Genomic DNA, 15,410 nt, shown 5'->3' with positions numbered 1-15,410 from the left:
GGAAAATATGGACACGATAAAAGGATTTATATTTGACTTGGATGGAACCGTATATTTGGGCAATGAAATGATTAAGGATGCGAATCAGGTTATCGATTATTTGCAGGAAAACGATAAAAAGATACTATTCTTGACGAACAAAACAATTGAATCAAGAGAGAAGTATGTAAAAAAATTACAAGGATTTCAAATGAATGTATCTTTGGAACAAATTTTAAACCCAACTGTTACGTTAATAAATTACTTACGAAAATATCATCCAAACAGTGTGTTGTACATCATTGGTGAGCCGATTATTAAAGACGAATTGACCGCAGCGGGTTTTCAAATCGCAGAGAAGCCTGAGCATACGGATATTGTGATACTTTCATGGGACCGTGATTTTCATTATGATCACTTGAATTTTGCTTATCAGGCTGTGAAGCATGGTGCCGTAACGATTGCAACCAATCCGGATAGAACCTGTCCTTTGGAAGATGGAGATGTACCTGATTGTGCTGGGATGATTGGTGCACTGGAAGGAGTTACGGGGAAACCAATTGATATTCAGATAGGAAAACCTTCCGTACTGACTGTGGAAGCAGCAATGGATGTCATTCAACTGCTACCAGAAGAATGCTTAATGATTGGAGATCGACTGGAAACAGATATTCGAATGGGCGTTGAAGCAGGAATGAAAACAGCGGTTGTTTTAACAGGCATTACAACTGCAACAGGTATTGTATCAGCGCCATGGGAACCGGATTATGTATTGGAATCGGTAGCAGATATTCTTAACCATGACATGAAGAAATAGGGAAGATAATAAGAGCTTGCCTTTTCACATGAAAAAGCAAGTTCTTATGGACTGGTCTATTTTTAAAAATAAAACATACATATAAAGATTGGGGGGATTGGATGGCTTATGTTTCGGAGCTATTTTACCAATATGAAATGTATGTTAAGGTCCTAATAAGTGCCATGCTCGGATTTTTAATTGGCTGGGATCGCACATCTAAAAATAAGCCTGCGGGTTTAAAAACGTATACATATGTTGCAGTTGCGTGTACGTTAATTACAATCGTATCCATTCAAAGTGCAGCATTGTTTAGTGAACCGAATAGTGGGAAAATGATGGACCCGATGCGTTTAGCAGCACAAATTGTATCGGGTTTGGGATTTCTTGGGGCGGGCGTTATTTTAAAAGATGGTTTACAGGTAAAAGGACTAACTTCGGCAGCAATGATTTTCTTTGTCGGCGGCATTGGGATCGGAATTGGTGCTGGCTTTTATGGTATCGTTATTTTTGCTACTTTTATTACATTTATTATTACGAGATTGGGAAATTATTTCGAAGCACATGAGGTGGATCCAGGTATTGGCTTGTTTTTCAATAGGAGACAGCGGGATAGAAAGCGTGAACAGCGGGAAGAAGATTAATCCCCATGCCATGTTGGATGGGGATACCTGAAATATTATAAATCCAAATTCCAAAGCTTCGGGTCACCTGAAGAGACAGCAAGTGCGCCTGCCTCCAGACCATTTAAAATGTCTTGTTTAGATCCAATGAGTCCACCAGCAATGATGGGTAATTTCGTCATTCTAGTCATTTCGTCGATAATAGTAGGCATTAGTCCTGGTAAAGCTTCAATGGCATCTGGTCGGCAATGATGTGCAATATCGACACCTTTATTTAGCGCATTTCGATCGATAAGAAAGAGCCTTTGAATTGTCATTAAGCCTTCCTCTTTTGCGTATTTAATTAAATTGCTTTTTGTTGTAATGATACCGACCGGCTTCCATACCTCGGCTATATATTGGATGGCTCCCTTTGAATTTGCAAGTCCATCAATGAAATCAAAGTGGACAAAAGTTTGCTTTCCTGCCTGCTTTAAACGATCAATATAATGTTTCGTCGTCGTAATGTTTCCAGTTAAAACAAAGACGATATTAGCATTGGATTGAATAGCTGCGTCCAAATCTTTTTTGTTTTTTACAGCTGCAATAACTTGTGATTGTACGATATCGATAATATTGTGATCCATGTGTAAACCCCTTTTCGTATGACGAAGATTGCCCCCAGCATATCATATAATAGGAGAAGAACGGATGAAGTTTAAGTAGAGAATTACTTATTCTAAATATGGTGCAAGTTCGATTAGTTTTTCCTCTGGTAATGTCTTTTCGATTAACGGAAAAATAATACGTTCCTCTTTGCGAACATGGGCTTCAAGCAATTTTCCTAATTCATGCATAATATGAATATCTATGTCTTGAGCATGAAGTAATGTAGCAATTTTTGCCCGGATTTGTATATGCTCCAGCAGCATGTCAATTATTTCCGGACGTCGAATTTCAGCGTATTGTGCAAAAGCTGTTAATAAAATTTCTTCTTCTTCTCTAAAGTGTTCTTGTCCACTCGGCTCCCAAAATTCCTTCAGCTCCTGCCATATTTCTTCCTCTGTTAAACGGCTTTCCGCCGTACCTGCCCGTTTTAGCTTTAATGCAAGATGTAAAGCAATCATATGATGTCTGGAAAGTGGTTTCAATGATTCATGTCGTGGAATTCCTTTGCGCTTTTTATTCAATTCCTCAGCTCCTTGTCTGAAATAGGAATAGGCTTTATTATCTATATGTTATCACACAATGGAACAGGCAGTTTTCCAATTAATCACAGATTAACTGGTTGTAAGCCTTCCACATCAAGCATTTTTGTTGATAACAAGAATTGTATGTGTGTGATCCACAGCCAGTAAAGACCTGATTTGTTCAACTAACAATCTGTGGGGTTTATGTGATCTGAATTGGCATTGTAGAGCGTATAGTAAAACTTTACGTATTCTTAAAAATTGAATAGACGTATTTTGCGCCACAAGGTATAATTATGATGGCGTTATCATCGTTCATATCAATGATTTTATGGGTCGATTGGTTGAATGGGATTTACATATATTGCATTAACATTTAACAATAAAAATGAATCGAATGTAGGAAGAAAACATGAACGGAAACACGTTATTAATCATATCCATCTTAGTTATAGGTATTGCTTTAACGTTTGCAATTGTATATATCGGTACGCAGATGAAAGAGTTAATTATGTATCTCAGAATCGTTACAGAGCAAATGAACTTCATCTGGATGTTAAAATGAAAAACATGGATGAATCATTTCAATAATCGAGTAGTGAGGAGATATCTCCAACTACTCGATTTTTTGTACACAAAATAGCCAGTTTTGACTTTTTATTTGGAAGGTTTATTTTTTGAAAATGGGACAAAATAACGGTTGAGGCTAGTAGGATAAAGACTGCAATCATGCCGTCGCTGTTCCAAAGGTTTTTTGCCTTAGAATTGGATGAAGGAGGGATGAGCATGACTTCGAATGATAATAGACACGACCGCCGTGATCGTAAAAATAATCGTAACAATCAAAACAGAAATCAAGAAGTCAATAACGTAGAATTTGCCAATGAGAATGAATTTTTGGATGGCAACCATTTGCGTGATGACGAACAAAGACGTAATCGAGAAAATGACAAGCGTAATCACCGTTAATTGGGTGGCGCAACCGGCTGGGGTGTTACAAATCCCGGCTGGTTTTTTTATTATATTTTTCACAGATTAACTGGCTGTAAGCCCCCCACATCAAGCATTTTTTGTTGATAAGAGGAATTGTAAGTGGGGAATCAACAGCCAGTAAAGGCCTGATTGGTTCAACTAACAATCCGTGGTGAAGAGCGAAAAACCCCACTGATTGAAGTCTCACTCTAATTATCCGGAATGGGGATTTATAATATTTCTTGTCGAAAAGCGGGTAAACATGAGAAAATGGTTGTAATATATAATCAAGTACGTGTTGAATGGTGTAGTTTTATTTTTGTATGATGGATGCCATTTAACAAGAAATGGTTGGAGGAGCTGAAGGTAGTGGATGACAGTCTCGCATTACATACCGATTTATATCAAATAAATATGGCGGAGACGTATTGGGCAGATGCGATGCATGAACGAAAGGCAGTTTTTGAATTATATTTTCGTAAGCTTCCTTTTGGAAATGGTTTTGCGGTCTTTGCAGGGTTAGAAAAGGTTATAAATTATTTGCGAAGCTTTCGTTTTTCTAAATCTGATTTAGCATATCTTCGCGAGCTTGGCTATCGGGAGGACTTTTTAAATTATTTAAAGAACCTGCGTTTTCGGGGAGATGTATATGCCGTTCAGGAAGGTGAAATTGTGTTTCATAATGAGCCTTTGATTCGAGTAGAAGCATCATTGGCAGAAGCACAATTGATTGAAACAGCACTGCTTAACATGGTGAATTACCAGACGCTTATCGCGACAAAAGCTGCAAGAATGAAGCATATTGTTGGTGACCAAACGCTTATGGAATTTGGTACAAGAAGGGCACAAGAGATGGATGCAGCAATTTGGGGTACAAGGGCAGCGTTTATTGGCGGCTTTCAAGCTTCAAGTAATGTCCGGGCAGGGAAATTATTTGGTATTCCTGTGGCTGGTACTCACGCGCACTCTATGATTCAGGCATATCAAGATGAATATACAGCATTTTACAAGTATGCAGAACGCCATCAAGATTGTGTATTCCTCGTGGATACATATGATACTTTAAATTCCGGTGTACCCCATGCAATTCGGGTAGCAAAGGAATTTGGTGATCGTATTAACTTTAAAGGGATTCGTTTGGATAGTGGTGATATGGCGTATTTATCAAAGCAAGCTAGAAAGATGCTCGATGAAGCTGGTTTTCCGGAAGCAAAAATTTACGCCTCTAGTGATTTAGATGAGAACACCATTTCCAGTTTACAGGCACAGGGCGCCAAAATTGATGTATGGGGTGTTGGGACCAAGCTGATTACGGCCTATGATCAACCAGCGCTTGGTGCAGTATATAAACTCGTTTCGATTGAAGACGAACAAGGCCAGATGCGTGATACAATTAAAATTTCCGGTAATCCGGAAAAGGTGACGACACCAGGTATGAAAAGACTGTATCGCATCATTCAGAATTGCACCAATCGCGCGGAGGGAGATTATATTGCAATGGCGGACGAACACCCGGAAGAAGAAGAGCGTTTGCATATGTTCCATCCGGTGCACACATATATTAGTAAATATGTAACGGACTTTAAGGCGATTGATTTGCATCATCCTATTTTTGTGGATGGAGAGCTTGTGTATCATACGCCAGTTTTAACGGAGATTCAAAACTATGCGACCGCACAGCTTGAACTATTTTGGGAAGAATATAAGCGGACGGTAAATCCTGAGGAATATGCCGTTGATTTAAGTCAACGAGTATGGGATAACAAAATGGAAAATATCCATCGAATTCGAACAAAAGTGAAACAAATGAACCATGAGGAATAAAGACCGCAAGCTCCAAGTGGATGGAGCTTGCGTTTACTGCTTATCTGATTCTTTTTTTGGTTCTTCTGTTTGATCCTGAATAAGATCTGTAGTGGACTTTTTAAATTCATGTAATGTTTGCCCGGCAGCTCTGCCAATTTCCGGCAGTTTTTTTGGTCCGAAAACAATTAGGGCGATTACGATGATTAGAATCAAACCAGGAATCCCGATATTCGCTATACCCATGTCATCACCTTCTTTGAGGGAAATACAAATCCATTCATAAGCTTTTGTGAATAGTTTTTCCGTTTGTAGCTGAAATATGCGTTAGCTGATACTGAAATGGGCTAGTGACAAATAACTTTTTATAGAAATAGAGACAAGGAAGTGAAGAAATTGTTTAAAATATTTTCAAAAGGCCTGCTTATTTTTTGCATGATTTTATTCTTAGCCGGCTGTAATGGTTTGGATTTATTAGGTGAAGACGATGGACAAGCTGGTGAATCTGGTCAACAAGAAGTAACAGATATCGATGATTTAACAGATACTGATCATTTTAGGCATGGTGCTTTAGAGCATATCCTAGAAGGGGAAATTAATCGTAAAGGCCAAGCGGTTGGCTTTCATTATAGTCGTTTGCCATCGAAAAAAGGAGAAATATTGGATGGAACAGAAACAGACCCAGATGAACAAGGGGTTTATGAAGCACAGGTTGAAGTAGAGGGAGTTGCTAAAAAGTCTAATCGAGGTTTTTCTACTTTTTTTCCGGATGAATGGGATTCCCAAGATGTTGTAGATGCTATTAACGAAGCATATGAAGCGAGTGAGTGGTTATCAGGGAACACTTATCAAGGGCTCTCGAAGGATGGTGTGACCATTCAAATGTATTTGGATGAACAGGAAAGGATTATTTCAGCATTTCCTGTCTATGAAGGAGACTGAACATGTATCAAATAAAAGAAGTAGTTCTACGTAATCAACATCATGAAAAAAATATACTTGTAATTGAATTTGATCAACCGGAAATGGCCATTGTCGGTGAATTTCTGATGACAGATGCGGCGCTTGCTGACCATGCAGCACTGAATGAAATCAATCAGGTTCTGTCGGGAGAAAAGACAACTGCGGAATTCAGTGGCAATCGCTGTGCCCTTTCCATTGGTCAGGATACAACTACCATCACTGATTTATTCGATGCTGCTGACGGTATTCCTGTCTATAACGACTATGAAATAAAAACGGACACCTTGCGAGGTTTAATCCGGATGTGGTTAGATAAGCTGCAAGCATTTAAAAAAGACCAGCATTAACGCATATATTGGAAACCTTCTTCGTTTAACAAACGTATATCAGATGGAGAGGGGATTGATGGGGATGGCATATGATTATACATTTAAAGATGTGTTATTTTTTCGCGAAAGGCAACAAATCGATGTCCAAAATGAAACCGGAGATTTTGTCGGCTCCATTGTCAGAACAAGTGAAGAAGCTAAAAGGCAGCATGTTCGTAAAGGGACTTTTTATGCGTTTATCGGGCTAGATGGCGATAGTAGATGTTCTATAAGTGTGGAAAAGCGGGGACTTGCCAGCTTAAAAGGTTACAGCTATTTCATGAATGATCAAACGACGGAACAAACTTACCAACTGGCAGATGTTCCAGTAGCAATATACTTGTACTTTCATATCAAAGGTAAAATAAAAGGTATGACATTTGAGGCGTACCAAGACTGGGACGAAAGCATTGTTCTCAAGCTGAACAAAGAAAAGTTTGCAGCGATTTCGTTTAATGAACACACGTTTCAAGTCGATATTCAAATAATAAAGGAAGTTGACTCTTTTTTTGTTAGTCCGGCTTTTTTATCCCTTATTTACTGCATCTTTCGGATGTATGACATAGAACGAGAAATCATTGATCAAGCATTAGATTTGTTATAGTAGCTGCTAAATATATATAAATGTCATTCCCCATATTCTATCATGCGAAATGGGGAATGACTTGTTTACCTATTTTTAAAAATATCTTTAAAGTATGGGGCTGCCTTCAGCATCATTCCGCCATACCAAAACATTTCTCCATCGACAATGATCGGTTCTACCTCAGGCAGCAACGATTTAAATTCGTCTATATGCTTTTCTCGAAAGGGATATGGCTCTGTCGCTAGTAATAAATAATCCAAATTGGCCCGTTTTAAATCCTCTATCTCAATAGCGGGATAGCGACCATCTATTTCCTTGAAAGGGTTGTAAAAGCCGAGCATTTCCAGTAAGGAATCAATGTAAGTATTGCTGCCAACAACCATATAGGGCTTTTTCCAAATGACATACGCTGCTCTTTTACCGTTTGCCTTCGGTAGTAATTGAAATTGTTGTTTGATCTGTTCTTGTAAATGATTGGATTCTTTTTCTCTGGCAGTTATTTTTCCCAAATCATTCATCATTCGAAAGGCATCTTCATAGGTCTGAATTTCAAACACATAAACAGGGTAATGTTTTTCTAATGTCTCCACCATTTCTTTCGTGTTTTCTTCTTTTTCTGCAATGATTAAATCTGGATGTAGTTCATGAATACGATCCAGCTTCATATCTTTTGTGCCACCAACGTTAATAATTGGTTTCACCTTTTCCTTTGGGTGAATACAAAAGCGCGTCCTACCTACAATTTGATTATCTAATTGCAGATGGAACATTGTTTCTGTAATGGCCGGGCAAAGGGAAACGATTCTTTTCTGTGGATGAGGTAAGGAGATGGTTCTATCTAGATGATCTGTCCAATTTTTCATATCAATTCCTCCCATCAAAGTTTACTTGACTACAGTTTACCGTACTATATTCTCCTTGTCATGTTGTGAAAAAATAGGTATTTTTAGCTATCTTTTGCAGGCGTTTATGTAGGGAGAGATGCTATAATGATGAAAGAAGTTAACATAAAATATAGATAGAGGATTGGTTTAATGAGGGCATTGGCGAGAATAGTAACAAAAGGTTATAAATATATTGTTATCGTATGGGCGGTTTTTGCAGTAGTTATGGCTTTGTTCGCCATTCGATTACCGTCTATGCTGGAAGGCGATGGATTTGAAATGGATGGTGAACATGCGAAAGTAATGGATACCGTTTCCGATACATTTGATATGCCAGCAGAGACGATGTTTCTTGTATTTGAAGAAATTCCAGATGAGCAAATTACTTCTACTCTAGATCGAGTTGAAGCATTAAATGAAACGAAGGAAATTATTTCACCACTGGATGACGACTCACTACGTAAGGATGACATTGCTTATGCCATGCTTCATTTCGATAATGACCAGGAAGATATGAATGCTGTGGTGGATGATATTCGTGCTGCAGTTGGAGATGAAAAAGGAATTACCTTAACCGGAAAATCTGCAATTACGAAGGATATTAATGCAGCAAGCCAAAAAGACTTGGTGAAGGCAGAGGCAATTGGACTTCCTATTGCAATCATTGTCTTGTTATTGGCATTTGGAACGGTAGTAGCATCTTTTATTCCACTAATTATTGGTATTGCTGCAGTTATATCATCATTTGGTATTTTAACAATTGTAGGTGGACATATTGATCTTTCTATCTTCGTACTGAATATTATACCGATGCTTGGTCTTGCATTAAGTATAGATTTCGCCTTACTGTTTATTAGCCGTTACCGTGAGGAAAGAAAGAAACAAAATGAACAGGCTGTTTCAGTGACGATTCAAACGGCGGGACGTTCGGTATTGTTTTCTGCTTTTTGTGTGTTTATTGGACTTGGTGCCATGATGCTGATTGACGTAGCTATTTTTAAAAACATTGCATTGGGCGGTATGATTGTCGTATCGATGGCTGTGTTAGCCTCTGTGACGTTATTGCCTTCTGTGCTGTTATTGATTGGGGATCGAATTGATAAATGGCAGGTTATTCGTCTGAAAAAGAACGGCAAAGATGGCTGGCGCAGATTTGCTTTTGGGGTGATTAAGCGACCTATTTTAATTACCTTTGTGGCATTATTGGTATTGGGAATTGCTTTAATCCCGGTGAAAAATATGGACTTGACCATTCCACAGATTGATTCCTTGCCAAAATCATATGATACACGTGCAGCCTATGAAAAAATGGAAAAAGAATTTGACTTAGGTGACCAGTCGACCGTATTTATTTTAGCTGATCGGAAAGATGGCTGGGATCATACGGATGGTTGGGAACATATGGAAGAGCTCGTTCATGAATTAGAAAAGGATTCGCTCGTAAAAGAAGCTTCAAATGTATTTGATTTGGCAGGATTATCGGCTGCCGAATGGGAACAGGCCTGGGATTCTCCGATGAAGGAAACAGATTTGGAACCGCTATGGGATAATTTTGTTCAAAAGGACCAGTTGTTAATACCAGTTACACTGGATGCTTCCGGTGATTCGGATGCTGCGCAGGATTGGGTAAGAGAAGTGAAGGATAATTCAGTTGATAGCACATTGCTTGCGGGTGGAGAGGCAAGATTTAACCAGGAGATTTTTGATGAAATAGCCGATAAAATCTTTCTAGTTCTTTCCGTGATTGTTGCGACAACCTTTTTGGTACTGATGATTGCCTTCCGCTCCATCTTAATTCCTGTCAAGGCGATTTTGATGAATGTAATTGGTTTGGCGTCAACTTTTGGGATTCTCGTTTATATTTTTCAATATGGACATTTTGGTCTCACACCGGGTACGATTGCCTTAATTATTCCGGTCATTGTTTTTAGTCTTGTATTTGGTTTGAGCATGGATTATGAAGTGTTTTTAATTTCTCGTATGCAGGAAGAATACGCCAATACGTTGAATAATGACCATGCAACCGTGGAAGGGCTAGCAGTTACAAGTAAAATCATTACTTCTGCAGCTTTAATAATGATTGTACTGACGGGTGCTTTTGCGTTTACCGATGTCATGCCAGTCAAACAAATTGGAGTTGGAATTGCAATTGCGGTTGCGATTGATGCTACGATTATCCGGTTGTTACTCGTTCCAAGCCTTATGAAGCTGTTTGGTAAATGGAATTGGTGGCTGCCATTTCGAAAAGGTGAATATAAAGCTGGAAAATGGCATGGTTAACAAATAAACAAGGGGTGCATTGCTGCAACCCTTGTTTTACATCTTTCTTAAATAAATATGCAGGCTAGACTTGCAGTAATTGACAAAGAACTAAACAAATCGTTAAAGTGTCATTTGTTTAAAAAAACACTAAAATAAATCTATTATATAAGTAGCAAATTGATTTGGTATTGCTGGATTTTGAAGCCATCCAGTATTACATGGCAAGATGAAAAAACAGATAAGCCAAAAATGAGACATAAACATATTTTACGAGGGGGGAACAAACATGAAAATTATTCATACTGCAGATTGGCATCTTGGAAAAATTGTTCAAGGTGTTTATATGACAGAAGATCAACAATACATATTGGATCAATTTGTCAAAGCTGTAGAGAAAGAGCAGCCGGATGTTGTCATCATTGCAGGGGATTTATATGATCGTGCAGTACCACCAACAGAAGCAGTACATTTGTTGGATGATGTCTTAAAACGCATAGTGCAAAGCTTGCATATCCCGGTGCTAGCAATTGCAGGAAACCATGATAGCCCAGCGAGATTGGATTTTGGCAGCAGCATGATGAAGGCAAACGGGCTTCATATGGTAGGAAGATTTGATAAAAATCAGCAGCCAGTTATACTGCATGATGATTATGGTGCAGTTCATTTTCACCTAGTCCCATACGCAGACCCGAGCGTTATTAGACAGGAGTTGCGAGACGACACAATCCGTAGTCATCATGATGCAGCGCATGCCATTGTTCGTCATTTATTGGCAAATCGTGATGAACAAGCACGTCATGTTTATATCGGACATTTATTTGCTACGCCATATGGGGAAGCAGAAGAGAATTCAAGTGATTCTGAACGACCGCTTTCCATTGGTGGTGCAGAATATGTCGATGCTAGAATCTTTTCTCCATTTCATTACTCGGCTTTGGGACATTTACACCAGGCCCATTATGTTGGAGAGGAAAAAATACGTTATGCTGGTTCGATTTTAAAATATTCCATTTCTGAGGAACGTCACCAGAAGGGATATCTTGTAGTTGAATTAGATGATCAAGGAAATACAGAGATTGAAAAAAGATTGCTAGAACCGAGAAGGGATATGCGAACCATTGAGGGTACAATTGATGAAATCTTAGCTCACCCAATTTGTGATGATTATGTGTTTGTAACATTGCTTGACGAAACTCCTGTCTTGTCACCAATGGAAAAAATACGAACCGTATATCCAAACGCTATGCATGTTGCAAGAAAAAATTACAAGCTTGAAATTGCTGCAACAAGTATACCGGATAAAAAAACGCAGCTCAGTGAGCTTGAATTATTCCAGGCCTTTTATAAGGAAATTATAGGACAACCGGCATCCGCAGAAACAGAAACCCTATTTAAAGACGTGTTAACAGATTTACTACGCGAGGAAAAATAGAAATCATACGAAGACTGTAAAGGGGTGCTATTTGTGAAACCAGTTCAACTAAAAATGACCGCATTTGGTCCGTATAAAGATACGGAAATAATTGATTTTCAGGAGTTGAAAGAACAGCGTTTGTTTGTCATATCTGGAAATACAGGAGCGGGGAAAACGACCATATTTGACGGGATTTGTTTTGCATTATATGGAACGGCTAGTGGACAAGATCGCGAAAACAATTCTATGTTAAGGAGTGATTTCGCAGCCGATGATGTTCATACAGCCGTTGAATTCATCTTTCAGTTAAAAGGAAAGACATATCGCATTCTTCGTCAGCCTGGCCATGTCAAGCAAGGCAATAAGACAAAGACTGGTGAAAGATATGAGTTATTTCAACTTGATGGGGACAATGAGGTTTCCATTGTGGACCGACAAATTGTCTCTGAAATAGATAAAAAAATAGAATCGCTTATTGGTTTAACACAGGATCAATTTAAACAAATTGTCATGCTTCCACAAGGGGAATTTCGGAAACTATTAACCTCTCAAACAGAAAACAAAGAAGATATTCTAAGACGGTTATTTAAAACAGAACCCTATAAAGTCATTATTGAAAGTCTCAGAAAACGCAAAAATAGTTTACAGCAAGCCTTTCAGCAAGAGTCTCATACAAGAGATACGTTGATACAGCAGCTAACAGGAATTTTACCAGTTCGTGAGGATGGTGTACTGTTTCAAGTGCTTGCAGAGGAGCATTATAACACGAATCAGGTAATGGATGCTCTTCAGGCTGAAATTGCGTATTATGAAAAGCAAATTACGCTGGATCAGCTTGCGTATGAAAGAGCTTACGAAGCACATCATAAAAAACAAACAGAATTACATGAAGCAAATGCTTGGAATCAACGTTTCGATGAGTTGGAACAAAAGAAAAAAAACTATGCAGCATTGCAGCAGCAATTGCCAACCTATGAGCAAAAAGAGAAGGAATTAAAAGCAGCAGAACAGGCACAAGGATTGATACCTTATGAAGAACGCGTAAAAGAATGGCGTCAATCGGAAAAGCAAGTAGCGGAAAGACAGCAACAGGCAGAACATACTTTCAAGCAAGCAGGAGATAAATTTAAACAGACTGAAGCTGCCTTCACAAAAGCAGAAGCGCAAAAGCCTGAACGTGAAGAAGCAGCACGAAGGTTGGAGTGGCTCCGTTCACTAAAACCGATGGTACAGGAATTAGACAAAAACAAACAACAATTAATTCAACTGGAAAAAGACAGCCAAACTGCAGCAAATCAATTGGAACAATCTAAAAACCAGGAGCAAAAGGTCAAGGCGCAACTCCAAACAAATGAAACAGAGCTTCGTAAGCTCGAAAACGCCTTATCGGATTGGAATGATAAACATCAATCCCTTACTGCATTAAGAGAGCAAGCGAAGACGTTAAAATCCTTTTTAGATTGGCAAGAAAAAGGAGTGCTACTTCAGAAAAATCGTACAATGGAGCAACAGGCTTATACCGTAGAAAAAGAGGGGTATCAGCAGCTTGAGACCCAATGGTTATCCAATCAAGCCGCAGTGCTGGCTGCTCATCTGCATGACGGAGAGGCTTGTCCTGTATGTGGAAGCAGTTCCCATCCAAATCGTGCCACTTCCACAACAGCAACGATAACAAAAGATACATTAGATCTAGCTAAAAAGCAGTTAGAGAAAAAGGAGCAAGCTTATCGAGAAGCTGAAGCAAATGTAAAATCAAATCAAACGATGCTTAAGGATTTGGAACAACAAATCATCGCATATGGGTTTCAATCGAGTCAGGCTCGTGTATCTTATGATCAGATAACGGTGAAGGGGAAGCAGCTGAAGCTAGAAGTAGAAGCGCTGGAGGAGAAGCAAAAGCAACGCAAGAAGCTAAATGCTTCACAGGAACAATTGGAACAGCATCATAAGCAATTACAAGTACAACTGGAGAAACTAACAACGGAGCATCAGACTTTGCAAAATCATTATGCATCCCATCTAGCGGTCTATCAAGAAAGGCTGAAACAAATACCATCGGAAATACAGCAGCTTTCTGATTTGGAAAAGCAATTCCAAGCAACTGGGCATACAGTAAAGCAATTAAACACGATTTGGGAAAATGCCCAGAAGCATTACCATGATTCTAAAGAAGCGAAGACGAAGGCCACGACTCATTTGGAGCATCTCATTGCACAGATGAAAGAGACAAAGGAACGGCGCCAGCAGGTCGAAACACAATTTTCTGCAGCCATTGCTAAAGCGGGTTTTGAGTCGGAAAAAGCATATGAACAGGCACGTCTTACGGATGAGGATAGATTAAAGCTGCAGCAAACGATTGATGTATTCAAACAGAATCTATCTCATACGAATGCGCAGATAGAAGAATTGCAGCAAGTATTGAAAGGGAAAACGAAGGTTGATTTAACAGAACTGGAACAAGCTGTGAATGAATTGAAACAATACTATGAAGCTGCCTTAAATAAACGCAATCAATCGAGGGAATATAAAAAATCTGCCGCCGCTTTTTATGAAAGAATCATTCAGGCAACAAAGCAATTGGCAGAAACGGAGAAACAGCTAGGAATTGCTTCGGACTTATATGACGTCATTCGCGGTAATAATAGCCAAAAGGTGTCATTGGAACGATATTTACAGATTGAATACTTGGAACAGATTATTGAAGCGGCAAATGAGCGATTGCGCCATATCTCCAATGGACAATTCCATCTGATTCGTAGTGAACGCCAAGAATCACATGGACGCCAAAGTGGTCTAGGCTTAGACGTCTATGATGCATATACCGGGCAAACCCGCGATGTAAAAACATTGTCAGGCGGGGAGAAATTTAATGCTTCGCTCTGTCTAGCATTAGGTATGTCAGATGTGATTCAAAGTTTTCAAGGTAATATTTCTATTGAAACGATGTTTATTGATGAGGGCTTCGGTTCTTTGGATGAGGAATCCTTGAATAAAGCAATTGATACTTTAATTGATTTACAACAATCCGGACGTCTAATTGGAGTCATTTCCCACGTGCAGGAGCTGAAAAATTTATTCCCAGCTGTATTGGAAGTTAAAAAACTTCGCGAAGGATATAGTGAAACAAGATTTATTTTAAAATAAAATAGGCTGATCATCTACCTGTCTTCAAATGTATGTTAAGAAGGCAGGTTTTTTAATGGCATTTAAGATATTTAATATAAAAACAGAGTAGTCCTTTTGCCGTGTGAATGGGCAAGTTTTATCTTTCTTTAGTCCTGTTTTTTTGATTGTTCGTTTTAACAAATGAAATTAGAACGCTCTTTTGTTTGTTTTTTTAATTTAGGTGGGCATTTACTATCATTTTTATTTCTTGTCTAAGAAACTACTAGCCTTTATATGGTCTATATATAACGGGAATAGAAGAATATGACAATCTTTTTACTAGAATGTTACAACGATTACCTACCATTCACCTAGACCGCATTTGTGCGTTATCTAGTACGAATGATTCAATTTGGAATATTCAGTTTTGCCTCGACAGTATTCGACACCTATTAGCCTCATTTTGCCATATAGTGAAGGTGGACA

15 protein-coding genes are annotated in these 15,410 nt (G+C 38.8%); 11 read left to right on the top strand and 4 right to left on the bottom strand.

Annotation, left to right across the window (positions count from 1 at the left end; translation table 11 throughout):
• Positions 1-7: 7 nt before the first annotated feature.
• Both DX933_RS06630 and DX933_RS06625 read left to right on the top strand, forming a co-directional pair.
• Entirely contained in the window at positions 8-796 is a 789-nt protein-coding gene (locus tag DX933_RS06630; RefSeq protein ID WP_123315692.1) for an HAD-IIA family hydrolase, read from the top strand.
• A gap of 101 nt (positions 797-897) precedes the next feature.
• Complete coding sequence (locus DX933_RS06625) at positions 898-1,419, top strand: MgtC/SapB family protein (RefSeq protein ID WP_123315691.1); 522 nt, start codon at positions 898-900, stop codon at positions 1,417-1,419.
• 35 nt (positions 1,420-1,454) lie between these two features.
• Here the strand turns inward: DX933_RS06625 and DX933_RS06620 are convergent, their stop codons facing one another.
• Positions 1,455-2,024, bottom strand: coding sequence for a glycerol-3-phosphate responsive antiterminator (locus tag DX933_RS06620; protein ID WP_123315690.1), 570 nt, complete (start codon positions 2,022-2,024; stop codon positions 1,455-1,457).
• A gap of 87 nt (positions 2,025-2,111) precedes the next feature.
• On the bottom strand, positions 2,112-2,567 hold the full coding sequence (locus DX933_RS06615; protein ID WP_223805897.1) for a hemerythrin domain-containing protein: 456 nt from the start codon (positions 2,565-2,567) through the stop codon (positions 2,112-2,114).
• Positions 2,568-2,979: 412 nt separating this feature from the next.
• Here DX933_RS06615 and DX933_RS18370 point away from each other — a divergent pair, with 412 nt between their 5' ends.
• The 3 genes from DX933_RS18370 (at position 2,980) to DX933_RS06605 (ending at position 5,363) form a co-directional block, all read left to right on the top strand.
• Positions 2,980-3,132 carry a hypothetical protein gene (locus DX933_RS18370; RefSeq protein ID WP_190279435.1) on the top strand — a complete coding sequence of 51 codons (153 nt, stop codon included), beginning with the start codon at positions 2,980-2,982 and terminating at the stop codon, positions 3,130-3,132.
• A 221-nt stretch (positions 3,133-3,353) separates the two neighbouring features.
• On the top strand, positions 3,354-3,536 hold the full coding sequence (locus DX933_RS06610; RefSeq protein WP_123315689.1) for a hypothetical protein: 183 nt from the start codon (positions 3,354-3,356) through the stop codon (positions 3,534-3,536).
• A 333-nt stretch (positions 3,537-3,869) separates the two neighbouring features.
• The gene (locus DX933_RS06605) at positions 3,870-5,363 is read left to right on the top strand and encodes a nicotinate phosphoribosyltransferase (RefSeq protein WP_123315688.1); all 1,494 of its coding nucleotides are present in this window, start codon (positions 3,870-3,872) and stop codon (positions 5,361-5,363) included.
• A gap of 33 nt (positions 5,364-5,396) precedes the next feature.
• Here DX933_RS06605 and tatA read toward each other — a convergent pair whose 3' ends face one another.
• Entirely contained in the window at positions 5,397-5,588 is a 192-nt protein-coding gene (gene tatA, locus DX933_RS06600) for a twin-arginine translocase TatA/TatE family subunit (protein WP_123315687.1), read from the bottom strand.
• A 150-nt stretch (positions 5,589-5,738) separates the two neighbouring features.
• On the opposite strand from tatA, the gene DX933_RS06595 reads away from it, so the two are divergent.
• From DX933_RS06595 to DX933_RS06585, 3 genes are read left to right on the top strand one after another with little or no spacing between them, the layout of a single operon-like run.
• Positions 5,739-6,284, top strand: a complete 546-nt coding sequence (locus DX933_RS06595; protein WP_123315686.1) for an EndoU domain-containing protein — start codon at positions 5,739-5,741, stop codon at positions 6,282-6,284.
• A 2-nt stretch (positions 6,285-6,286) separates the two neighbouring features.
• Positions 6,287-6,652 (top strand): hypothetical protein, encoded by a 366-nt coding sequence (locus DX933_RS06590; RefSeq protein ID WP_123315685.1) that lies wholly within the window; start codon positions 6,287-6,289, stop codon positions 6,650-6,652.
• 58 nt (positions 6,653-6,710) lie between these two features.
• On the top strand, positions 6,711-7,277 hold the full coding sequence (locus DX933_RS06585) for a hypothetical protein (RefSeq protein ID WP_123315684.1): 567 nt from the start codon (positions 6,711-6,713) through the stop codon (positions 7,275-7,277).
• A 65-nt stretch (positions 7,278-7,342) separates the two neighbouring features.
• Here DX933_RS06585 and DX933_RS06580 read toward each other — a convergent pair whose 3' ends face one another.
• Complete coding sequence (locus DX933_RS06580) at positions 7,343-8,122, bottom strand: ABC transporter substrate-binding protein (protein ID WP_123315683.1); 780 nt, start codon at positions 8,120-8,122, stop codon at positions 7,343-7,345.
• 171 nt (positions 8,123-8,293) lie between these two features.
• Here DX933_RS06580 and DX933_RS06575 point away from each other — a divergent pair, with 171 nt between their 5' ends.
• The 3 genes from DX933_RS06575 to DX933_RS06565 all read left to right on the top strand — a co-directional run bounded on the left by DX933_RS06575 (position 8,294) and on the right by DX933_RS06565 (position 14,963).
• Complete coding sequence (locus tag DX933_RS06575; RefSeq protein WP_123315682.1) at positions 8,294-10,423, top strand: MMPL family transporter; 2,130 nt, start codon at positions 8,294-8,296, stop codon at positions 10,421-10,423.
• A 268-nt stretch (positions 10,424-10,691) separates the two neighbouring features.
• Positions 10,692-11,837, top strand: coding sequence for an exonuclease SbcCD subunit D (locus tag DX933_RS06570; RefSeq protein ID WP_123315681.1), 1,146 nt, complete (start codon positions 10,692-10,694; stop codon positions 11,835-11,837).
• A gap of 33 nt (positions 11,838-11,870) precedes the next feature.
• Positions 11,871-14,963 (top strand): AAA family ATPase, encoded by a 3,093-nt coding sequence (locus DX933_RS06565; RefSeq protein ID WP_123315680.1) that lies wholly within the window; start codon positions 11,871-11,873, stop codon positions 14,961-14,963.
• Positions 14,964-15,410: the final 447 nt, after the last annotated feature.

The sequence above is a fragment of the Ornithinibacillus gellani genome, from assembly GCF_003730295.1.
Classification (GTDB): Bacteria; Bacillota; Bacilli; order Bacillales; family Amphibacillaceae; genus Ornithinibacillus_A; species Ornithinibacillus_A gellani.
This window is presented reverse-complemented; position numbering and strand designations above follow the sequence as displayed.